This is a genomic window from Brevibacillus sp. SYP-B805, assembly GCF_011059135.1.
Classification (GTDB): domain Bacteria; phylum Bacillota; class Bacilli; order Brevibacillales; family Brevibacillaceae; genus Brevibacillus_F.
On sequence record NZ_JAALGD010000015.1, the window covers coordinates 43940 to 65309 of the forward strand.

Here is a 21370-nt window from a genome sequence, read left to right on the forward strand (position 1 = left end):
CTGCACGGTGGCTCACGCCAAAAATGATTCCGACAGCCCGTATCTTCCAGCAAGATACGGGCTGTACGTGTCAGACGGCAAATTTTTTGATCGCGTCATTCAGATCCTGCGCCATGCGGCTGAGCGAATCCGCCGTACCCGCGATCTCTTCCATCGCGGCCAGCTGTTCTTCGGACGCCGCGGCCACCATGCGGGCGTTCTCTTCCGTTGCGACCGCGATTTGCATCATCTCGTCGACTGCAGCCGTTACCTGGCGGGAACCGGCACTCATCTGGGAGGCAGCCGCGCTCACCTCCTGCACCTGGGCGGCTGCCCGCTGCGCCGCCTGCAAAATGCGGTCGAAGGCAGCACCCGCCTTTTCGACGACACGCATGCCGGTCTCCACTTCCCTTGAACCGGTATCCATCACTTCGACCGCCCGCGTGGTATCTGCCTGAATGATGGCAATCAGCGCGGTAATGCGTCCGGCCGACTCCTGCGATTGCTCGGCCAGTTTCCGCACCTCGTCCGCCACCACGGCAAAGCCCCTGCCGTGCTCGCCGGCCCGGGCCGCTTCGATGGCGGCGTTCAAGGCCAACAGATTGGTCTGGGCGGAAATGCTGTTGATCGCTTCCACGATCAGGCCGATCTCCTGGGAACGTTCCCCCAGCACGCGTATCACCGATGCCAGATCACTGACGGCATCATGAATCAGCTTGATCTGGCCGACCGCCTGCTGGATCGCTTCATTGCCCTGTTCGGCCTCTCTCGCCGTCAGCTCGGAAGCTTCCGCAACAACGGCCGCAGTCTCTGCCACCCGCTGGATGCCGTTGGACAGCTCCTGCATGGTGTGGACCCCTTTTTCGGCACCGATTCGCTGCGTTTCGGCACCGCGCGCCACCTCCTGGATGGAACAGGCGATCTGGTTGGTTGTGTCGGTGGTCTGTTCCATGCTGGCGGAGAGCTCTTCGGCCGAAGCCGCCACCTGTTCGGTCGTTACGGATACCTGCTCGAGCAACTGGCGCAGATTGACAACCATGCCGTTCACCGCCTGGGAAAGCTGGGCAATCTCATCGTTTCCCCGGCTGTCCAGCTGTGCCACCCGCAGATTGCCGGAAGCCACCTGATTGGCGACATCGGTTATTCCGGACAACGGCTTGGTCACTTTGCGGTACAGCAGGAAGAACGTCGTCAACACGCAGCCGATCAAGAGCATAGTGATGCCCGCCGTCACATAGGAAATCAGTTCAAACCTGCGGATCGCTGCATCCGCTTCGCTTTCGGCCCGTTGATTGATCGTCTCCTGAAACTGCTTGATCGGATCAAGCACCCTCTTCTGCTTCTCCTTGTACAGGCTGCCGAACACCAGCAGGCGGGCGCTGGGCAGATTTTTTTCCTGCACGGCCCGAAACGCCTCTTCCTCCTGCGCCTCCACTTCCTTCAGATGGGCAATCGCCTGCTTGAGCAGGTCGATCTCTTCCTGGGGAGCGTTCAGTTCCGTCAGCCTCTTGATCACCCGTTCGCTCGTCTTTGTCTCGTTCTTTTCGCGCTGATAGTTGGCATAATGCTCCTGTTCGCCGAAAATGGAATACTGACGCGCTTCCTCGGTCAAATATACCACCGACGCCATCAGCTCATCGCCGAGCCTTTTGAACTCCTCTTTTCTGACTACGGCGTTCCGCTGTTCGCGAAAGCTGACATCAAGCAGAAAAATGCTGCCGATCGTCAGGATGGACAACAGCGCGACGAGACCGCTTGTCAGCTTCAGCCTTGTTGCGATTCTCATTTGTTTCCCCCTCCTTGCCAACAAAAAACCCCTTTTGCTTCCATCACTGGCAAAAGGGGTGCAGCATGCTGTCCGGCCAGCCGCAGTGCCGCCGCAGGCCCGTGCTCAACGTCCCTACCTTTTGACACCCTTGTCAAAATATGTAGGATTGTACGACTGCTTCTATTGTAAACATTTCCATTTTTTTAAGCAAGATGAACTTCTATGCCGTCAAGGTAGCTGCTGCAGCATCAGATTGCCCATCAATACGACAACCGGAATCGTCGCGATCGCCGTCAATGTGGAGAAAACGGTCGTCATCGCCCCCATCTCCTCATCGGCGGCATAGCGGGCAAACAGGATCGAAGCCATCGCAATGGTCGGCATGGCGGTTTGGATGATAATGATGTGGGCCAGGTCTCCGTCCAGCGGAAAGAGGCAGAGCAGCGCGGCCGCCAGCAGCGGGTAGACGCAAAGCTTCAGCGCGAGGGGAAGCCCCAAAACCGGCAGCGGCACACGTTTCTTGTTTTTCAGCAGGGCGGGAATCAGCATGCCGATATAGATCATTGCCAGCGGTGAAGCCAGCTTGGCCAGGGTTCCGGTCAGCTGCCTGACGATCTCCGGGGGATGGTAGCCGATCACCGCGATGGTTAACCCGCCCAGGATGGCAAACATCGGAATGTTAACCATCGAGCGCAACCCGCTGAGAGAAAAGCTTCTCTTCTCCTGCAAAAGCATGACGCCCAGCGTCCAGATGGTAAAATCGAGTCCCGCATCAAACACGGCGGCCAGCAAAGCTCCTTTTGCGCCGAACAGGGCGGCACACAGGGGAATCCCGATAAACCCGGTATTCCCGCAACCGGAGAGAATCGCCAACTGCCGCGCCTGGCTGGCGGGAAGGCGGAGCATCCTGGCCCCCAGCCAGCCGAGAAAAATGCCCATACAGGTAAACAGAATGGCGATGGCAAAAATGGCAAAGATCTGGGTCAGCAGCGACCGATCAATCGGCAGTTGAAAAATGCCGTCCAGAATGATGCAGGGCATCGCCACATTGACGATGATCATGATCAGCAGCTGGCGGGAGTCGCCGCCGAGCGGAAGGCGCATGCCGATCAAGGCCCCAATCCCGATTATGACCGCCATCACGGCGATCGACGTCAGCAGTGTCGTCAGTTCCACGTCCGTATCCTCCGTCGGTTTCCTGGTGCGATTGCAGCCAAATATACATTGAAGTATACCTTATCTGTCGGAATATTGAAAAGATGCCATCTCTTTCACCCATTGTAAAGGAGACAAACGCCTGACGGGCAGCATGATTGAGCAAAGTCATAGGATTTGTTATTGTAAAAAGGCAAGATTTGGAGGAGGGTGGATATGGGAAAGGTCCTGCGATTTGAGTTTCAAGTGCCAAATCCTGAACAAGCCATTCAGTTCTACACGAATTGTTTTCATTGGAAATTTGAAAAGATGGTTGGTCATGATTATTGGTTTATTACAACGGGTGAGAGCGATAAACCTGGCATAGATGGCGGCTTGATGAAGTCTCCTGATGGTGGAACAAGAACCACAATCTCTATTGAAGTCCCTTCTGTTGATGAATATCTCAACAAAGTCGTTGAGAACGGCGGGAAAGTGGTTGTACCCAAAACTGCTGTCCCTGGAATGGGATATTTCGCGTATTGTGTTGATCCCCAGGGTCTATTATTTGGAGTGTCCGAGGTAAACCCTGACGCATCGTCGTGATATCAGAAAACCCGGGGTGATGCCCCGGGCCCAGTGTGCAGACAAAGTCTGTCGATCATGGGTGACGGTTCCCGCTCGCTCTCTTGACGACCCGCGGGAAGTGGGCCGTGCCCGTACCGAAACGCGACGCGGGCAGGGGGCTCAACATCTGGGTACGCCACCCTGTGCTCCCGCGTCTTTTTATTCAATCGTAAACCACTGCAGCCCTTCATACTCCAGGCGATCACAGGTGCGCAGGAGATCTCCGCAAACCGGTACGGCCTGCTCCAGCGGGATGCACCAGGCCAATGGAAACGCCACCTCCGCACCCTCGACCGTCAGATTTTGCATCACCCCGTCCGGCTGATAAGCGGCCAGCACGAAATGCCGTTCCGCCGGCTCGTGTTCTTTCCACTGCACCAGCACCAGGCCACTGTTCCCCCCGGCTACCACCAGATCGACATGTTCGCCGTAAGCCGCATGAACCAGCGTATGCGTGGTGCCGTTCAAACTGGCGATCTCCTTCAAGACATGATGCCAGGCCGCGTGCTCCACTTCCTGGCCGGAAGCGTCCGTATACATGCGCCAATCGTTCATCGCCACGTCTCCTTTGGGACGCAATCCCCCTGCCGTCATGCGGCCGAAGGGGGATGCGCGGTACCCACTTAATTTTGCGCTTCTTCTTTCTTGTATTCCACCACGACCTGGGTACCCAGCCCGCCGCGCGCGTTCCAGTTCGCCTCAATCCGCATGTAGAGCGGGTCGCAGCAGGCCACCAGATCGTTCAGGATGCGGTTGGTCGCATGTTCCTGATAGATGCCCACGTTGCGGTAGGAGGTGAGGTAGTATTTCAGCGACTTCATCTCGATCAGCTTCTCATTGGGGATCAGATAAATCTTCAGCTCGGCGAAGTCAGGCAGACCGGACCACGGGCAGACCGAGGTGAATTCGCTGGTCGGCATCATGATTTCCGTCCGCTTGCCGACATATTCGTACGGAATGGTCTCCAGGATATCGACCATGATGGCCGATTCGTCCTGGGTATCAAAACGGATATTGTTGTACTTGCTGTGATCGTGTTCCACTCGTGCCATGAAAAAGCACCTTCCTTTCCTTTATTACCATGTGATGGGAATGGCATAGGGGATCGGGTCCGGAGCACCGGCTTCCCGGAACCCCTTGATCCGCAGGCGGCAGCTGTCGCAGACGCCGCACGCCTTTTCCCCTCCCTGATAGCAGGAGGTCGTCAGATGATAGGGAACGCCCAGCGACAGGCCGAGCCGGATCGTCTCCGCCTTGCTCAAATGGCTTAATGGGGCTTCAATGGCAATCTGTGCCCCTTCGGAACCTGCCCGCGTCGCCAGATTGACCGTTTGCGTCATGGACTCGATAAAGGCGGGCCGGCAGTCGGGATAGCCGCTGTAATCGACGGCGCTGACGCCGATGTAGATCCGCGTGGCGCCGATCACCTCGGCATAGGCGGTCGCCAGCGACAAAAAGATCAGGTTGCGCGCCGGTACATACGTGGCCGGAATTCCATCCGCCACGCCCCCCGTCGGCACGTCGATGTTGTCGTCGGTCAGCGCGCTGCCGCCGATCTCCCGCAGAAAGCCCATCTGTACGATCTTGTGGGCCCGGGCCTGATAGAAGCGGACTACCGCCTTCGCCTGTTCGACTTCCCGCTTGTGCAGCTGGCCGTAATCAAACGTGATCGGATACGGTTCAAAGCCCGCCGCTTTGGCGATGCCCATGCATGTCGTGCTGTCGAGACCGCCGCTCAGCACGACCACCGCTTTGTTGTTGGCTGACATGCCGGTTTCCTCCTTTCAGACGCCCCGCGCGTCCGGATGCCAGATGACTTTATGGATCTGCAGATTCAGCTTCACCTGTTTTCTGCCCGATGCAAGCAGCAGCTCCGCCAGGCGGGCGGGCGGCATCGTTTCCCACACCGGGCTGAACAGCGGCAGCGCCCGGGGCCGGTAGGTATCCAGCACCTGGCAGGCCACCTCGAAATCGTGCTCGTCGCCGATGACGAACTTGCATTCGTCCCGTTCATCCAGCAGCGCCAGATTGCCGGGCAGCATGCGGTCCATCTCCCGGCTGGACGGCAGCTTCCAGTCCATGATGAAGCGCACTTTGGCCGCCGCTTCCGGATGGCTGTCGCGCAGGGCGGCAAACGGCTCCAGCGGGACCGCCCCGTTCGTTTCAATATGAACGTCCGTCACGCAGGGGATGGATGCCAAGGCTTCCACCAGCGCGAGCGACTTCTCCCCGTGCATCAGCGGTTCCCCGCCTGTCAGGCACACGTAGGGATTGCCGAACGATGCGACCCGCTCCGCAATCTCCTCCACCGTCGCGTAAAATTCAGCCGGGTGGGGAGCATAACTGTAGGTGGTATCGCACCAGGCGCAGCGCAGGTTGCAGTTGTACACCCGGACAAACGTCGTCGGAAAACCGGCCCGCGTTCCTTCCCCTTCAATCGTTTGAAACAGTTCCACCATCGGCAGCTTCATGTTGGTCGCATTCATCTACGCTTCCTCCATCCACTCCCGTTTCATGGTCCCGAAGCTGTTCGGGGTTTCGTACAGCTTCAGTTCCTCGATGCGGAACCCTTTTTCTTTCCAGCCTTCTTCCACGAGATACCGGTCGATCTCCTCCCACAGCCAGACGAGGAGGTTTTCCACCGTCGTGTTCATCGGCGGCAGGGTTTCATTCAGATAGCGGTGATCCAGCTTATCTTTAAGCCGTTCCTCATAGATCTGTTTGATCACGCCGAAGTCGATGCTCATCCCCTTGTCGTCGGGGTACCCGCTGATCGTCACCTCCAGCCGGTACGTATGACCATGCAGGCTGATGCATTTGCCCTCATGGTTGTGCATGTGGTGGGCGGCATCAAACGTAAACACCTTGCTGATCGCCACCCGCTTCCGATGGTAGCGGAGCTGTTCGGGCTGGATATCCTCATACAGGCGCTGCAGCTTGCGCGGAATGTCAAACGTTGCCATTTTACGCGTTCACCTCCGCCTGCGGGGCTGTTCGCTTGCCCATCTGTTTGATCAGCAGATACGAGAGCGGTGTATCGATGACGGCAATGGCCGTTTTTACCAGATACTGAAAGAGGATCATCTGCAGCAGGGCGGCGGTCGGCATGGTGCCGGCAAAGGCGACGCCGATGAAGATCACCGTGTCCAAGAGCTGGCTGACCAGCGTGGAGCCGTTCTTGCGTAGCCAGAAGCGCCTGCCTCCCGTCTTTCGCCTGATCCAGTGGAACAGCTTCACATCGGCCATCTGCGCCACGAAGTAGGAAAGCAGGCTGGCGATCACGATGCGCAGCGACGAAGACATGATGGCAGCGTACGACTCCTGGTGGGGCCAGAATGACGCGGCCGGGAGCGCGATCGTCGCCTGGACGAACAGCAACATCAGCAGATTGGCGAAAAAGCCGGCGTACACCACCTGTTTGGCCCGTTTCTCTCCGTAAAGCTCGCTGATGGCATCCGTCAGCAGATAGGTGAAGGGATACCCGATGACCGCCGCAGGAAGAATCATTCCCCAGAGGTCAATCACCTTCGCCGACACGATGTTGGCTACCACCAACAGGGCCACGAACGCGGTGGAGAGGTAAAGAAAGCGTGTGTCGTGTTGCTCGTTGTACATGCCCATACGGCATCCTCCTTGTCTGAGAGCAGCCCAACAAACAAAAAACCACTCTGCAACGCCCCGGAGAAATCAGACAGAGCGGAGAGTGGTACAGTTTCTTGCACTGCTCTCCCCTAGTTTTGTTTTACGAGAGGTGGGGGTTTCGAACTCTCGCCTATTTACCTTCTAGATATTATCAGATGGACAAACCGTTGAGAAGCAAAAGTTTTCGGATGTATTGTATTGACAAATCAATCAAACAAGGCTACATTACATACATCCAAATCATATCGGTTTACTGGGGGATTCATCATGAAAAAATTGTTCTCATTCGCTACCATCGCTTCGCTCTTGGTTCTTTTGGCCGGCTGCGGCTCGTCCGGCAATCAGGCGGCTCCCGCTCCTGCCCCTGCTCCGTCCGCTTCGACGGAACCGGCGAAACAGCAGTCGCTGCTTGATAAAATCAAAGCGGAAGGCAAAATCAAGATCGGAACGGAAGGCACCTACGCGCCATTTACCTTCCACGACCAATCCGGCAAGCTGACCGGTTTTGACGTCGAGGTGGTTACCGAAATCGCCAAACGCCTCGGCGTGGAACCGGAATTTTTGGAAACCCAATGGGATGCGATGTTCGCCGGGCTGGATGCGGAGCGCTTCGACGTGATCGCCAATGAGGTCAGCATCCGTCCCGACCGTCAGGAAAAATACGATTTCTCCGATCCGTACATCGTCTCTTCCGCTGTGCTTGTCGTGCACAAGGAGAACAACACGGTGAAGGATTTCAAAGATATCAAGGGATTGAAGGCAGCGCAAACCCTGACGAGCAACCTGACCGACATCGCCCGTAAAAACGGCGCCGAGATCGTCGGGGTGGAAGGCTTCAACCAGGCGATTGACCTGTTGGCTTCCAAGCGTGTCGATGTGACCATCAACGACGGGTTGTCCGTACTCGACCTGCTGAAACAGAAGCCAAACACTCCGATCAAAATCGTAGCCAAAGACCCGAATGGTTCCAAAAACGGCTTCATGTTCCGCAAAGGCAATCCCGAACTGGTGGAAGCGTTCAACAAAGCCCTGGATGACATGAAAAAAGACGGCACATATCTGAAAATCTCCGAGAAATGGTTTGGCGCCGATGTTTCCAAGTAATTGGTTCGAAAACCCTGAACGCGCAGAGCGTCTCATCCAGATTGCCCAAAGCTCCTTTCTCCCTTTGGTGAAAGGAGCTCTCACTTATACGCTGAGTTTGACGCTGCTCTCCTTTGCATTCGGTCTGATGCTGGCGATCGTGACCGCGCTGGCCCGCATTTCCAGGGTGAGCGTGCTGATCGGCATCGCCCGCGCATATGTGTCAATCATCCGGGGCACTCCGTTGTTGGTGCAGTTGTTTATCATTTTTTACGGCTTGCCAAGCGTCGGGATCACCATCGATCCGTTCCCCGCCGCCGTGATCGGCTTCTCGCTCAATGTCGGGGCTTATGCCTCGGAGATCGTCCGGGCGGCGATCCTCTCCATCCCCAAGGGACAGTGGGAGGCCGCCTATTCCATCGGCATGACGTACACGCAGGCCCTGCGCCGGATTATCCTGCCGCAGGCGGCCCGCGTCTCCGTCCCGCCGCTCTCCAACTCCTTTGTCAGTCTGGTGAAGGACACGTCGCTCGCCGCCTCGATTCTCGTCTCCGAGATGTTCCGCAAGGCGCAGGAGATCGCCGCTGCCACCTATGAGCCGCTGCTGGTCTACAGCGAAGCCGCCTTGATCTACTGGGTGATCTGCCTGGCGCTCTCCTTCCTGCAGGACTGGCTGGAGCAGCGGTTGGACCGCTATGTCGCGAGGTAGGAGGCTGAAACATGATTGAGATTACAAATCTGCAGAAACAGTTCGCCGGTCGCGATGTGCTGCGCGGGATCTCGTTGACAATCGAAAAGGGAAAAGTGCTGGTTATCATCGGACCGTCCGGTTCCGGCAAAACCACCCTGCTGCGCTGCCTGAATCTCCTGGAAACGCCGGATCTCGGCACCATCCGCATCGGGGATGTGAAGCTGGACTTCGCGCAGAAAACGGACAAGGCGCTGATTACCCGGCTGCGCAAACAGACGGGCATGGTGTTTCAAAACTACAACCTCTTTCCCCATATGACCGCGCTGGAAAACGTCATGGAGGGGCCGGTCACCGTCAAGAAGGAGCCCAAGGAGGCCGCCCGCGCCAAAGCCCTCTCCCTGCTCACCAAAGTGGGGCTGGCCGACAAGGTGGATGCATATCCGTATCAGCTCTCCGGCGGACAGCAGCAGCGCGTCGGCATCGCCCGGGCGCTGGCGATGGACCCGCAGGTGATGCTCTTTGACGAGCCCACCTCCGCTCTTGACCCCGAACTGGTGGGCGAAGTGCTGAAGGTGATGAAAGAGCTGGCCAACGACGGCATGACCATGCTGGTGGTCACCCATGAGATGGGCTTCGCCCGCGAGGTGGCGGACGAAGTCATCTTTATGGATCAGGGCGTCATTGTTGAACGGGGGAACCCGGAGACGCTGTTTGCCCATCCGCAGGAAGAGCGAACCCGCCAATTCCTGCAGTTGCTACTATAAAAAAACCCTATGCGATCGCTTGAAGTGCACCCCTTAGAATAGACATTGGAAAAACCCTAGGGAAATCCGATGTAATTCTAGGGGGTGCATTTTTATGCCGCTTTCTCCAGATCTCGCGCAGCGGATATTACCAATATTTAAAGCGTCAAGGCTACCACGACATGCTGCTGAAGGTTGGCGCCCGAATCAGCATGTCTCGCCGCGGCAATTGTTTGGACAATGCCGCCATGGAGAGCTTCTTCTCGCATTTGAAAGCGGAAGCGCTCTACCCTTATGATATACGAAGTGTGGAAGAGGCACAAAGGCGAATTGAGGAATATATCCGCTTTTATAACGAAGAACGCATTCAGATCAAATTAAAAAAGCAAACGCCCGTAGAATACAGGCGTCAGCTTGCGGCCTAACAGCCGGGGTTTTTCTTATTGTCTACAAAATGGGGTCTTGACCACACGCACCGCATAGGTTTTTTTCCTTAGACGCCGTTTGTGAATTACTCTTCACCCAGGAAGAAGATCAAAAAGAAGATAATAATGAAAATAAAGAAAAAACCACCCCGATGAAAGCCGAAACCGAAACCGCTCATTTTCTCTCCTCCTCAATACGGTATTTAGAAAGTAGGTTCTCACAGGAACCACCATTCTGAAAACAGTGTATGAGAGGAGGGAATCGCTGGCTTGCACACTCGTCTACGCTCGGTCAAAATGGGTTAGGGTATATTTACCGATTTTTTACGGGATGTCCACCGATTCTCTACGCGGGCTTAACATCCCCGGTTTACGATGAGGGTGGTCAGACCCTACGATGGACATATGCGTCCTCCATGTTTGTGCCGCTGTTCAGTTTGAACCTTCTGCTGACGGCGGCCTTTTTGTGCGGTTGTCAGAAAAAATTCCCCCAACGCATACGCCGCGTGCGTCGGGGGACAGGGGCGCCTGTTTATCGGCTGAAAGAAGCGCCTTCGGGATTCAGGTACTGCCGGAGCTCTTCATAGAAGGCGGGGTTGCATGCCATCACGCTGCTTTTCTGATCGTGCGGAAGCGGTTCGCCTGTCATGCGGGTAACCACTCCGCCAGCCTCCTCCACGATCACTCTGCCTGCGGCAAAGTCCCAGGCATTGAGCGACAGGCTGACATAGCCGTCCAGCCTTCCCGCAGCCACATAGGACATCTCCAGGGCCGCGCTGCCCAACAGGCGCATGCCGCGTACCTTTCCGGCCAGCTTCTTGACGATCAGGTCGATCCCCATCTGCTCGGCCCGTTTGTTCCAGAACACGCTGGTGCACAGCAACGCCTCTTCCAGCTTCACCTGCCGCTCCAACCGCAGGCGCCGGCCGTTCAGATAGGCCCCTGCGCCCTTCACGGCGTAAAACATCTCGTCCCGGGACGGGTCAAACACTACACCGACCAACCCCTCCCCTTTATGGTAAACGGCAATGGAAACGGCAAAATTGATCTGCTGGTGCACAAAGTTGGTCGTTCCGTCGATCGGATCGATGATCCACAAGGTGTCATATTGGCTGGGGTCCCCTTTGAAGGTGCTCTCTTCCGCCAGGATGCCATGGTCGGGAAACTGCTGCAGGATGGTTTCCACCACATGTTTTTCCACTTCCTTGTCCACGGCCGTCACCAGATCGGAAGCGGAGGTTTTGTATTCGACCAGAAAGGGTTGTTTCAATCGTTCCAGGCTTAACGCTCCCGCTGATTTCGCGCAGTGGAGTGCCATCTCCTTGAGAGCTTCGATTTGCACTGGTTGCAAGCGGATCGCCACCTAAATCTTGACTTTCCTTTAGTGTACCACATTTTGTCACGACGAAGAAAGGAGGCCCTGTGAGGACCTCCCTGTTTGCCGTCAGCAGCAGCGGGAAACGCCGCCCTTTTCATAACGGTCGCGCAGCGCGCACATGTAATACTCCTTTTCCGACATGGGAAACGCGCCGGGCGCCGCATGATTGGCGTACCAATGCTTGAGATAACGATCATAGTCCGGCATGCCGAAGATGAATTTGATGGTGGACCTGGTCTGACGCAGGAACCTACGGATCGCTCTCAGCTTCTGCTTCATGCCAAGACATGTCCTTTCGGATCGTAGTAGTCGTCGCCCTTGGATTGCACATACGGCGATTCCTGCAGTTCATACTGCTTGCCGTTCAAAATGCTGATCCACAGGCGCAGGCCGTCGAGAATGATGCCGACGGTGATCACCATGAAGATGGCGCAGACCACCGCATCGATCTGGTCGTTGAGAATCATCTTCTGGGCGGCTTCCACCGTTTTGACGCCGGGCGGCAGCGTGCCTTCCGCCAGGGCCTTCTTGAATGTTTCCGCATGCGTCAGGAAGCTGATGCTGGCTTTTTCGTGGAACAGCTTTTGCCACGCGGCGGTCAGGGTCGAGATCGACAGCCATGCCATCGGCACCAGTGTGACCCACGAATAGCGGGCTTTGCCCATCTTGAAGATGATGGTCGTCCCCACCGTGAAGGCGATGGCGGCCAGCATCTGGTTGGCGATGCCAAACAGCGGCCAGAGCGTGAAGATACCCCCCAGCGGATCATAGACACCTTGCAGGAGGAAATACCCCCAGCCGAGGGTGATCAATGCGGAACCGATCAGGTTGCCCGGCAGCCAATTCACTTCCTTCATCTTCGGAATAACGTTGCCCAGCAGGTCCTGCACCATGAAACGCCCCACACGGGTACCGGCGTCAATGGTCGTCAGGATGAAAACGGCTTCAAACAGAATGGCGAAGTGATACCAGAAGGCTTTAAATCCACCGAAAAACCCGGCGAAGATGGTGGCCATCCCGATGGCGAGCGATGGTGCGCCCCCTGTGCGGGAAAGAATCGTCTTCTCCCCGATATCGTTGGCCATGGCCGTGATCTGGTCAGGAGTGACAGTAAAGCCCCATTCGGTGATTTTGGCAGCGGCTGCGGCCGCGTCCGCGCCGATCACGGCAGCCGGAGAGTTGACGGCGAAGTACATGCCGGGCGTCAGCACGCAGGCGGCGATCATGGCCATGATGGCAACCGCCGATTCCATCAGCATCCCGCCGTATCCGATCATCGGCGCATGCGATTCCTTGGCGATCAGCTTGGGCGTCGTCCCCGAAGAGACAAGCGCGTGGAAGCCGGAGACAGCTCCGCAGGCAATCGTAATGAAGAGGAACGGGAACAGGTTGCCGGCGAATACCGGGCCGGTGCCGTCGATAAATCTGGTCAGCGCAGGCATTTGCAGCGGCGGCAGCGTCAATACGATCCCCACCGCCAGCACGGCGATGGTGCCGATTTTCAGGAACGAGCTGAGATAATCACGCGGTGCCAGCAGCAGCCAAACCGGCAGAACGGAAGCGATGAACCCGTAGATGATGATCATCCAGGCGAGCTGCGGTTTCGTGAAGGTGAACGCAGGTCCCCAGGTGGGCGATTCGGCAACCGCCTGGCCCCACCAGAGCGCGACGAACAGCAGCACCAATCCGATCAGGGAACCTTCCAGGACGCGGCCCGGCCGGATATAGCGCATGTACAGCCCCATCAGGATGGCGATCGGCAGGGTCATGAAGATCGTGAAGGTGGCCCAGGGCGAATCGGCGAGAGCGTTTACCACAACCATCGCCAAAACGGCAATCAAAATCACCATGATGGCCAGGATGCCGATCAGGGCGAGAAAACCGCCGACCGGGCCGATCTCTTCCTTGGCAATCTGGCCCAGGGTTTTGCCGTTGCGGCGCATGGAACCGAACAGGATCACGAAGTCTTGGACGGCTCCGCCCAGCACGACCCCGACGATGATCCAGATCGTGCCCGGCAGATATCCCATTTGGGCCGCCAGCGTCGGACCCACCAGCGGGCCTGCCCCCGCGATAGCCGCGAAATGGTGGCCGAACACAATCCATTTGTTGGTCGGTACGAAATCTTTGCCGTCATTGTTCACTTCAGCCGGGGTGGCGCGGTTGTCGTCCAGTCCCATCACTTTGTTGGCAATGAACCGGCTGTAAAAACGATAAGCAACCGCATAAGTGCAAAAAGCAGCCGTCAAGAGCCAGAACGAGTTGACGGATTCTCCCCGGGACAGCGCCAGCGTGCCGAAGCCGACAGCGCCCAATGCGGCGATTCCGCCCCAGATGATGGCAGAAAGAAACCATTTTTGCATCAGATCTTCTCCTCCTTTTTCCTTGAAATTGAAAGATAAGTACCTGACTATAAAATAGCAGGGAAGGGCAAACGGAAAAATGGGAATTGTCTAAACTGTAAAAAAAAGCGCACAAACGGATGAAATGTGTGCGCGAAATTGAAAGCGGTTTCGTTGAGTGCATCTTGCCCTCGCCGACGTCCGCCACCTAGAACCCCAGCCGGCGCTTTACCTCTTTTACCGCATTGCGGCTGACGGGAATTTCCGTTTTTTGCTGGTCCTGCATCACCAGATGAACCGCCCCTTTAAACCACGGCACCAGCTCCGCCGCCTTGTTCAGATTGACGATAAACGCCCGGTGCGTTCGGCAAAACTGCTGCTCGGGAAGGCGGCTTTCCAGTTCCTGCAGGGTGAACGAAGTGGCATACTGCTCCGTCTCCGTGTGAATTACCGCGTTTCTTCCTTCCACGGTGGCGAAAACGATGTCCTCCGGATCAATCAGCAGGATCTTGCCGTTTTTCTCGCCCGGGATGCGCCTCGGTCCTCTCTCCGTCAGCACCGTCTGGAGAAGGGAGGCGATTCGCTCCTCCAGCTCGGAGCGCGGGTTGGCATCTGCGGCGCGCTGCCCCTGCCATTTTCGGATGCGGCAGACGGTCTTCTCCAGGCGATGCAGGCTGAAGGGTTTGACAATATAATCGACCGCCTCCGTCTCAAAGGCGCGGACGGCGTACATGTCATAAGCGCTTGCAAAAATCACCATCGGGGGATTGCCCATGGTTTCCAGGATCTCCTGGCCCACATCGACGCCATCGCGATCATGCAGATGGATATCCAGGAATACGGCATCCGGCTCCGCTTCCGGGATTTGTTCCAGCGCTTCCTCGCCGCTTGCCGCCTCCCCGATCACCGTGATATCGGGAAACTGCTCCAGCAGGTAGCGCAGCTCCGCTCGCGCCGGCATTTCATCATCCACGAGAAACACTTTCAGCATATGGGTTCACTCCTATCGGCAGCGTGATGGTGCAGACGGTTCCTTCGCCTTTCCTGCTCTCAATGACGATGCCGTACGGCTGACCGTAGAGCGACTGCAGGCGGCCGCTTACGTTGGACAAACCGATTCCCGACAACCGCCGCTGCTTGCTGCTGCCCGCAGCAGGCGGGCGGCTGAACGGATTGCCCTCCATCCCGATCCCGTTGTCCGCGACGACCAGTTCCAGCGTGGAACCCTCCCTGCGGCGGGCGGCGATTCTCACCACACCGCCTTCCCGCTTCGGCAGAAGACCGTGCTTGATGGCGTTCTCCACCAGCGGCTGCAGGATCAATCCCGGAACCACATATTTCTCCACGCCGGGCTGGATGTCATATTCGACGCGCAGCTTCTCGTCAAAGCGGGCCCGTTCGATGGACAGATACGCTTCCACGTGCTCCAGCTCTTCCGCCAGCGTCACGAATCCCCCGCTGTGATGCAGATTGCGCCGGAAATACTCTCCCAGATTGATCAGCAGCTCCCGCGCCTGCTCCGGCCGGAAGCGGATGAAGGAGACGATGGTGTTGATGGCGTTAAAGAGAAAGTGCGGGTTGATCTGCGCGTGGAGCGCCCTGATCTCCGCATCGGCCAGCAGGCGGGACTGCCGCTCCAGCTCCGCGATCTCCAGCTGGGTGGAAATCAGGCTGCCCAGGCCGCGCACAAGCTCCAGATCAACGGCGGACAGTTTGCGAGAATGATCCTGATACAGCTTGAGCACGCCGACCACTTCCCTTTTCCGCAGAAGCGGGACAAGGATGGCGCAGCGCAGCGGACAGTTTTTCACGTGACAGCCGATCTCTTCCTTGGTCCTCGCCATTTTCATCTCTTTGTTCTCCAGCACTTCACGGGTCGCCCTGGTGATGATCTGCTGGCCGGCGATATGGTGGGAACCGCCTGCTCCCACATGAGCCAGCACCGTGCTGGTATCCGTGATGGCCACCGCCGCGACGCGCGTCGTCCGCAGAATCTCCCGGGCCACTTTTTCCGCCGACTCCGGGGTCAATCCCTGGCGGAGAAAGGAGAGGGTCTTGTCCGCAATCTGCAGCGTCCGCTGTGCCTGCAGGGCGCCGATCCGGTCCTCCTCGTTCTTGACAAGGCCGATGATGATCATAAACACGGCGATCCCCAGGGAATTGACAACCGACATCGGAATGCTGATCACTTTGACCAGTTCCAGCGCCTGTTCATACGGCTTGGCGATCAGGAGGATGATCCCCATCTGCATCCATTCGGAGAGAAAGCCGATCAGCAGAGCCGTTTTCCAGTCAATCTCCTTGTTTTTGCGAACATGATAGACCAACCCGGCCAGCAGCCCTTCCAGGGTGGTGGAGATGGCGCAGGCCAGATCGGTGAAACCGCCCAGCGAATAGCGGTGGATGCCGGCGAGCAAGCCTGTCAGGCCCCCGACCCAGGGACCGGCCAACAGTCCGGCGACCACCGCGCCGATCACCCGCGAATTGGCGATCGCATCCAGGTACCAGATCCCGTTGTAGGTCGCAAAAATCGAAAGGGCGGTAAAAATCAGAACCATCAGACTCTTCTCCTTAAGAGAAGCGTGCTGGTTCAGAATGTTGCGAAACGCTTTCACGCGCGTCAGCAGGAAAGCCGCCACGACCAGGACGGCCGTCCGTTCGGCAAGCGTGATCATCAATGGGCTAAACAGATTCATGCCCATCCCCCCTTGCGGCATCCGGCAATCTGTGCTTTTTCTCATTATCGCCAGTGTACGCGCCGCCGGTCAAGCCGAATCCAAATGGAAAATCCCCGCAGTCAGCTGTCTGACCGGGGGATTGCATGGCGTTGGGTCCTCACAGGTTGCCGCGCCGCTCCTGCTCCCGCTCCAGCGCCTCAAACAGCGCCTTGAAGTTGCCGTTGCCGAAGCCGCGCGCGCCTTTGCGCTGGATGATCTCGACGAACAGGGTGGGGCGGTCCACGATGGGCTTGCTGAACAATTGCAGCAGATACCCTTCATCGTCGCGGTCGACCAGAATGCGCAGATCGCGGAGCGTGTCGATGTTCTCGTCGATTTCGCCGACGCGTGCCTTCAGATCTTCATAATACGCATCCGGCACATCCAGGAAGTCAACTCCGTTGGCGCGGAGCTTGGAGACCGTGGTGACGATATCGTTGGTCAACAGGGCGATATGCTGCACCCCGGGTCCCTGGTAAAATTCGAGGAACTCCTGGATTTGCGATTTGCGGCGTCCTTCCGCCGGCTCGTTGATGGGGAATTTGATCCGGCCGGTGCCATTGGTCATCACCTTGGACATCAGGGCGGAATATTCCGTGGAGATGTCGTCCTCGCTGAAGTTTTGGGCCGCGCTGAAGCCCATTACCTTTTCGTAGAAGGAGACCCACTCCTCCATCACTTCGACGTTGCCCACGATATGGTCAATGCCGATGAGGCCGGTGCTTTCCCCCTGCACCGGGGATTCGTACGCGACATAGCCGGGGAAAAACGGCCCGCTGTACTGTTTCCGCTCGATGAAGGAGTGGACGTTGTCGCCGTAGGTGGCGATGGTCGCTTTCTTCACCGTGCCGAACTCATCGGAATATTCGGTCGGCTCCATGATCGGCGTCGCGCCGCGGGATACCGCCTCGCGGAACGCCCGCTCGCAATCCTCCACACGCAGGGCCACGTCCTTCACGCCGTCTCCGTGCTTCTGGGTAAACGCCGCGATCGGGTGTTCCGGCGTCAAGCTGCCGCTGATGACAAAGGTGAGATGGTTTTGCTTCAGCACGTAAGAGACCTTGTCCCGGGAACCGGTTTCCAGTCCCGCATAGGCCACTGCCTGAAAGCCGAACGCTTTGGTGAAGTAGTGCATGGTTTGTTTGGCGTTGCCCACGTAAAACTCCACATGATCCCAGTCCTGGATAGGGAAAAAGTCAGTGCTCATGTCGTTCCCTCCATTTGTTGATGAAGATTCCATTCGATTACCCTGAGATTACAATGAAAGCGCTTTCCCTCGCAAGAACACCGACTAACGCACAGCCGCTTTTCAACGTTAACGCATTGGGATGGCGCTGCCGCCTGCATAATTTTCCTTTTCTCGAGACAGAATATGCAGGGAATGACATTCTGCGATTGAGTGGGAGGTATTTACGCATGTATCAGTATCACACCAATACCATTCTCAACGAGGTGCAGCGCATCCTGAACCAGCTGCAGCAAAATGAGCGGAACAACGCCAACACGCTGCGCAATCTGGCAGGCCAGCTCCAGAACCTGGCGGCGACGGAGAACCAGGCGACCGCCATGCTGCAGCAGCTTCTCTCCCTGACCAACCAGCTGGCCGCCGAAGCGTCCAGGGCGACCCCGCCGGCTTATCCGACCGCCATGCCCTACGAACCGCTGCGAACCAACGCCGGCTCCAATGTGACCCCCGCGCTGCACGGGTCCGCCATCAGCGCCGGGCTGCAGGCGGCTGCCTCGCCCCAAGCCGCCAACACCCCTCCATTCGGCCAGTCCTAGCGAGGCGGAACCGCTGCGGGGAGTAAAAACCCACCCGGCTTGAGCCAACGCTCCATCCACTCGGCTATACTATCGCTGCGTAAAAAGCCTGCGCGTTTCTGTTATGGAAATGCGCAGGCTTCTTTTTGGTAATGGATGGTTAATCGAGTTGACCATACTCTTTTAATCGCAGCAAAGCATCTTCCGTAACGAAGAATTCAGCCTTCCCGCAATTTGGGCACACAAACATGAGCAAACGGAGCGTCCCTTTAAATAGATCGCCCAGTTCGCCAAAAAACAGATTGCTGACCACGGACGACCGCTGCAGTTCCTGTTCGCCCAGACACAGCATCTCCCCATGACACTTGGGGCAGTATTCCGCTTTGGCAACCATTTCTTTGCCTGCATCATCGGCATGCAAGCCGGAATGCGCTTGCCTTTCGAAATCAACAAGCTCTTTGCCACAATTTGAACAGTATGCCTCAAATTGCGACACTTGGTTGTCACACCAGGGGCACTGCATCTCGAACCCTCCAAACATATCAATGATTCGTGGGGGAACCACGTCAAATCAATAGCGTTCCTTGCTGAACTTATTTCGAAGCGAATGCTGAAGTTTGCTCAGATACCCGACCTGCATTCCCCTTTCTTTCATTGCTTTTGTCAATCATTTCTTGTATGATATATGACAAAAGCAACTAAAGGAGGAATATGATGGCTGATATCTTGGAAGAACGGATAAACACGGTTCGGAAATTTAATCGTCTGATTACTCGAAGAATTGGCGCTTTGCGGGAGGGTTTGCTTCACAGCCCCTACTCTCTCACCGAATCGCGCATCATCTTTGATATTGCCCATCGTGATCACCCCACCGCTTCCGATTTGGCAAAGGAGTTGGGGTTGGATGCGGGATATCTCAGTCGTATCCTGGCCCGGCTGGAAGAGCAGGGAATTATTGAAAAGGTTCGCTCGGAACAGGATTCGCGTCAACGGATTCTGTATCTGACTGCTGAAGGCAGGAAAGCTTTTGAACTGCTTAACAAGCGTTCGCATGATGAAGTTGCCGAGCTGCTGAACGAACTATCTGAAAAGGATCAGCAGCGATTGATCGCCGCGATGCACACCATCGAGGAAATCTTGGAGGGGAAGGGGTTCAAATATTCGGAGCCGTATTTCCTGAGACAGCATGAACCGGGCGACATGGGCTGGATTGTTCATAAACATGGTGTTCTCTACGCCGAAGAATACGGATGGGACGAACGTTTTGAAGCATTGGTTTCCCAAATCGTCGCAGATTTTATTAACAACTACAAACCCCATAAGGAACGCTGCTGGATCGCGGAAATGGATGGGGAAAACGTCGGTTCCGTCCTTGTCGTGCAAGAAAGCGAAACGGTTGCGAAACTTCGCCTGCTCTTGGTTGACCCAAAAGCTCGCGGAATGGGGCTGGGTACTAGACTTGTTGAGGAATGTATCCGTTTTGCCAGACGCGCGGGATACAAGAAGCTGGTGTTATGGACGAACAGCGTATTGAAAGAAGCACGTCATATCTATAAAAAAACAGGGTTTGAACTTGTCGCGGAAGAGAAACATCACAGCTTTGGCCATGACCTGATCGGCGAGACATGGGAACGGAAGCTTTAGTACAATAAGGAAAGATGGCAAAGGAAAGAGGAGCGAACCGCATGTCAAACAACTGGACGGAACACGTGGCGCAAGCCTGGAACGAGCATGCCGCCAACTGGCATTCGCGCAGCGCAGAGATGTGGGAAAAGGGAAGCCGCAAAACCATCCTGCCGCTGTTTACCCGCCTGGTTCTTCCCCAGGACGGGCCTGTTCTGGATGCGGGCTGCGGCGATGGCTACGCCAGCCGGAAACTGGCGGCCGCCGGCTATCGGGTGGAAGGGCTCGATCTTTCTGCGGAGATGATCGCGCTGGCCCAAGAGCGCACGGCGGATGCGCTTCCGGTCCGCTTTCAGCAGGGGAATGTGGCGGAACTGCCTTTTGCGGATGACCATTTCGCCGGCGTCCTGGCGATCAATGTGGTCGAGTTTGCGGAGTCGCCGCTGGATGTGCTGCGGGAGTTTCACCGCGTGCTTCGGCCAAGTGGAATCCTGCTGCTCGGCATTCTCGGTCCGACGGCCGGTCCGCGCCAGTTCAGCTACCGCCGGCTGTATGGGGAAGCCGTCATCCAGAATACCATGATGCCGTGGGAAGCGAAGCAGCTGGCGGCGGAAAACGGCTTTCAACTTGTGGAGGAAGCGCCCGTCTACCGGGAAGGGGTGTCTTTGGAGCTGGCCAACTCCCTGACGAGCGAGCTGCGGCAAGCGCTCAGCTTTCTGACGCTGTTTGCGCTGCGGAAGCCGGAAGGGTAATCCGCGCACCTTTTGGGGCCTCTGCACATGCTGTGTCGGCGGGGCCCCAAACCTTTCTCCGCACTTTATCTCTTTTCCAGCGCCAGCTTGATCCCCAACCCGATCATCGCGGTTCCGGTGATCCCTTGCAGCGCTTGATACGTTTCGCGCCGTTGAAAGAATCCGCGCAGCGATTGGAGAAGCACGGTATAAAAGAACAGCCAGAGCGTCCCCATCACGGCGTAGGTGACCCCCATCCCGACGATCTGTCCGAACACCGGCCCCTTGGGCGAGACGAACTGCGGGAGGAAGGTGAGGAAAAAGATGGCGACCTTCGGGTTAAACACGTTGGACAGGACGCCCTGAAAAAACGTTGAGCGCGCCGAGTGTGACGAAGCCTCCTCTCTAGTTCCGTCCGGCGGCATCGTTTTCCTGGCGGTCAGCAGGGCCTGGATGCCCAGATAGATGAGATAAGCGGCCCCCGCAAATTTTACCAGTTCAAACAGTTGGGCCGATTGGGCAAGTATTGCGGAAAGACCCAAGGCGGCCGCCAGCGTATGCACCAGCACCCCTGTGGAAATGCCCAAGGCGGTTGCCATGCCTCCCCTCCTGCCATGGGTCAGCGTGTTCTTTGTCACCAGCGCCACATCCGCCCCCGGCGTGACGATCAGAATCATGGCCATCGTCATAAATACCCCGAAGTGATCCATCCGCCCACTCCCTCGC

At 56.9% G+C, this 21370-nt stretch carries 24 protein-coding genes; 8 read left to right on the plus strand and 16 right to left on the minus strand.

Annotated features, from left to right (window positions below):
• Positions 1–70: 70 nt before the first annotated feature.
• Positions 71–1765 carry a methyl-accepting chemotaxis protein gene (locus G3578_RS16875; protein ID WP_165214145.1) on the minus strand — a complete coding sequence of 565 codons (1695 nt, stop codon included), beginning with the start codon at positions 1763–1765 and terminating at the stop codon, positions 71–73.
• A 210-nt stretch (positions 1766–1975) separates the two neighbouring features.
• Positions 1976–2923 carry an AEC family transporter gene (locus G3578_RS16880; RefSeq protein WP_165214146.1) on the minus strand — a complete coding sequence of 316 codons (948 nt, stop codon included), beginning with the start codon at positions 2921–2923 and terminating at the stop codon, positions 1976–1978.
• Positions 2924–3118: 195 nt separating this feature from the next.
• Between G3578_RS16880 and G3578_RS16885 the strand changes: the two genes are divergently transcribed.
• Positions 3119–3487: a VOC family protein gene (locus tag G3578_RS16885; RefSeq protein ID WP_165214147.1), complete on the plus strand. Its 369-nt coding sequence runs from the start codon at positions 3119–3121 to the stop codon at positions 3485–3487.
• Between the two features lie 180 nt (positions 3488–3667).
• Here the strand turns inward: G3578_RS16885 and G3578_RS16890 are convergent, their stop codons facing one another.
• The 6 genes from G3578_RS16890 to G3578_RS16915 form a co-directional block, all read right to left on the minus strand.
• Entirely contained in the window at positions 3668–4063 is a 396-nt protein-coding gene (locus G3578_RS16890) for a hypothetical protein (protein ID WP_165214148.1), read from the minus strand.
• 68 nt (positions 4064–4131) lie between these two features.
• The gene (gene queF / locus G3578_RS16895) at positions 4132–4560 is read right to left on the minus strand and encodes a preQ(1) synthase (RefSeq protein WP_165214149.1); all 429 of its coding nucleotides are present in this window, start codon (positions 4558–4560) and stop codon (positions 4132–4134) included.
• Between the two features lie 24 nt (positions 4561–4584).
• Entirely contained in the window at positions 4585–5277 is a 693-nt protein-coding gene (queC, locus tag G3578_RS16900; RefSeq protein ID WP_165214150.1) for a 7-cyano-7-deazaguanine synthase QueC, read from the minus strand.
• 15 nt (positions 5278–5292) lie between these two features.
• Positions 5293–5994, minus strand: a complete 702-nt coding sequence (locus G3578_RS16905) for a 7-carboxy-7-deazaguanine synthase QueE (protein ID WP_165214151.1) — start codon at positions 5992–5994, stop codon at positions 5293–5295.
• The gene (gene queD, locus G3578_RS16910; protein WP_165214152.1) at positions 5995–6471 is read right to left on the minus strand and encodes a 6-carboxytetrahydropterin synthase QueD; all 477 of its coding nucleotides are present in this window, start codon (positions 6469–6471) and stop codon (positions 5995–5997) included.
• A gap of 1 nt (position 6472) precedes the next feature.
• The gene (locus G3578_RS16915; protein ID WP_241254682.1) at positions 6473–7129 is read right to left on the minus strand and encodes a queuosine precursor transporter; all 657 of its coding nucleotides are present in this window, start codon (positions 7127–7129) and stop codon (positions 6473–6475) included.
• Between the two features lie 288 nt (positions 7130–7417).
• On the opposite strand from G3578_RS16915, the gene G3578_RS16920 reads away from it, so the two are divergent.
• The 4 genes from G3578_RS16920 (at position 7418) to G3578_RS16935 (ending at position 10092) form a co-directional block, all read left to right on the plus strand.
• The gene (locus tag G3578_RS16920) at positions 7418–8254 is read left to right on the plus strand and encodes an amino acid ABC transporter substrate-binding protein (protein WP_165214153.1); all 837 of its coding nucleotides are present in this window, start codon (positions 7418–7420) and stop codon (positions 8252–8254) included.
• The gene (locus G3578_RS16925) at positions 8241–8942 is read left to right on the plus strand and encodes an amino acid ABC transporter permease (protein ID WP_165214154.1); all 702 of its coding nucleotides are present in this window, start codon (positions 8241–8243) and stop codon (positions 8940–8942) included. The genes G3578_RS16920 and G3578_RS16925 overlap by 14 nt, the downstream gene beginning before the upstream one ends.
• An 11-nt stretch (positions 8943–8953) precedes the next feature.
• Positions 8954–9688, plus strand: coding sequence for an amino acid ABC transporter ATP-binding protein (locus G3578_RS16930; RefSeq protein WP_165214155.1), 735 nt, complete (start codon positions 8954–8956; stop codon positions 9686–9688).
• A gap of 161 nt (positions 9689–9849) precedes the next feature.
• Positions 9850–10092 (plus strand): transposase, encoded by a 243-nt coding sequence (locus tag G3578_RS16935; RefSeq protein WP_481752753.1) that lies wholly within the window; start codon positions 9850–9852, stop codon positions 10090–10092.
• A gap of 532 nt (positions 10093–10624) precedes the next feature.
• Here the strand turns inward: G3578_RS16935 and G3578_RS16940 are convergent.
• The 6 genes from G3578_RS16940 to hppD form a co-directional block, all read right to left on the minus strand.
• Entirely contained in the window at positions 10625–11410 is a 786-nt protein-coding gene (locus tag G3578_RS16940; RefSeq protein WP_165214213.1) for an inositol monophosphatase family protein, read from the minus strand.
• A 126-nt stretch (positions 11411–11536) separates the two neighbouring features.
• Positions 11537–11749, minus strand: coding sequence for a CstA-like transporter-associated (seleno)protein (locus G3578_RS16945; protein WP_165214156.1), 213 nt, complete (start codon positions 11747–11749; stop codon positions 11537–11539).
• Positions 11746–13833 carry a carbon starvation CstA family protein gene (locus G3578_RS16950; RefSeq protein WP_165214157.1) on the minus strand — a complete coding sequence of 696 codons (2088 nt, stop codon included), beginning with the start codon at positions 13831–13833 and terminating at the stop codon, positions 11746–11748. Before G3578_RS16950 ends, G3578_RS16945 begins: the two co-directional genes overlap by 4 nt.
• 187 nt (positions 13834–14020) lie before the next feature.
• Positions 14021–14803 (minus strand): LytR/AlgR family response regulator transcription factor, encoded by a 783-nt coding sequence (locus tag G3578_RS16955; RefSeq protein ID WP_165214158.1) that lies wholly within the window; start codon positions 14801–14803, stop codon positions 14021–14023.
• Positions 14778–16508: a sensor histidine kinase gene (locus G3578_RS16960; RefSeq protein ID WP_165214159.1), complete on the minus strand. Its 1731-nt coding sequence runs from the start codon at positions 16506–16508 to the stop codon at positions 14778–14780. The genes G3578_RS16955 and G3578_RS16960 overlap by 26 nt, the downstream gene beginning before the upstream one ends.
• A 139-nt stretch (positions 16509–16647) precedes the next feature.
• The gene (hppD, locus tag G3578_RS16965) at positions 16648–17736 is read right to left on the minus strand and encodes a 4-hydroxyphenylpyruvate dioxygenase (protein WP_165214160.1); all 1089 of its coding nucleotides are present in this window, start codon (positions 17734–17736) and stop codon (positions 16648–16650) included.
• Between the two features lie 209 nt (positions 17737–17945).
• Between hppD and G3578_RS16970 the strand changes: the two genes are divergently transcribed.
• Entirely contained in the window at positions 17946–18311 is a 366-nt protein-coding gene (locus G3578_RS16970; RefSeq protein WP_165214161.1) for a hypothetical protein, read from the plus strand.
• 139 nt (positions 18312–18450) lie between these two features.
• Here G3578_RS16970 and G3578_RS16975 read toward each other — a convergent pair whose 3' ends face one another.
• Entirely contained in the window at positions 18451–18813 is a 363-nt protein-coding gene (locus tag G3578_RS16975) for a hypothetical protein (RefSeq protein WP_165214162.1), read from the minus strand.
• A 191-nt stretch (positions 18814–19004) separates the two neighbouring features.
• Here G3578_RS16975 and G3578_RS16980 point away from each other — a divergent pair, with 191 nt between their 5' ends.
• Both G3578_RS16980 and G3578_RS16985 read left to right on the plus strand, forming a co-directional pair.
• The gene (locus tag G3578_RS16980) at positions 19005–19934 is read left to right on the plus strand and encodes a bifunctional helix-turn-helix transcriptional regulator/GNAT family N-acetyltransferase (protein ID WP_165214163.1); all 930 of its coding nucleotides are present in this window, start codon (positions 19005–19007) and stop codon (positions 19932–19934) included.
• Between the two features lie 41 nt (positions 19935–19975).
• On the plus strand, positions 19976–20665 hold the full coding sequence (locus tag G3578_RS16985; RefSeq protein WP_165214164.1) for a class I SAM-dependent methyltransferase: 690 nt from the start codon (positions 19976–19978) through the stop codon (positions 20663–20665).
• Positions 20666–20730: 65 nt separating this feature from the next.
• Here the strand turns inward: G3578_RS16985 and G3578_RS16990 are convergent, their stop codons facing one another.
• The gene (locus G3578_RS16990) at positions 20731–21354 is read right to left on the minus strand and encodes a LysE family translocator (RefSeq protein WP_165214165.1); all 624 of its coding nucleotides are present in this window, start codon (positions 21352–21354) and stop codon (positions 20731–20733) included.
• Between the last annotated feature and the right edge of the window lie 16 nt (positions 21355–21370).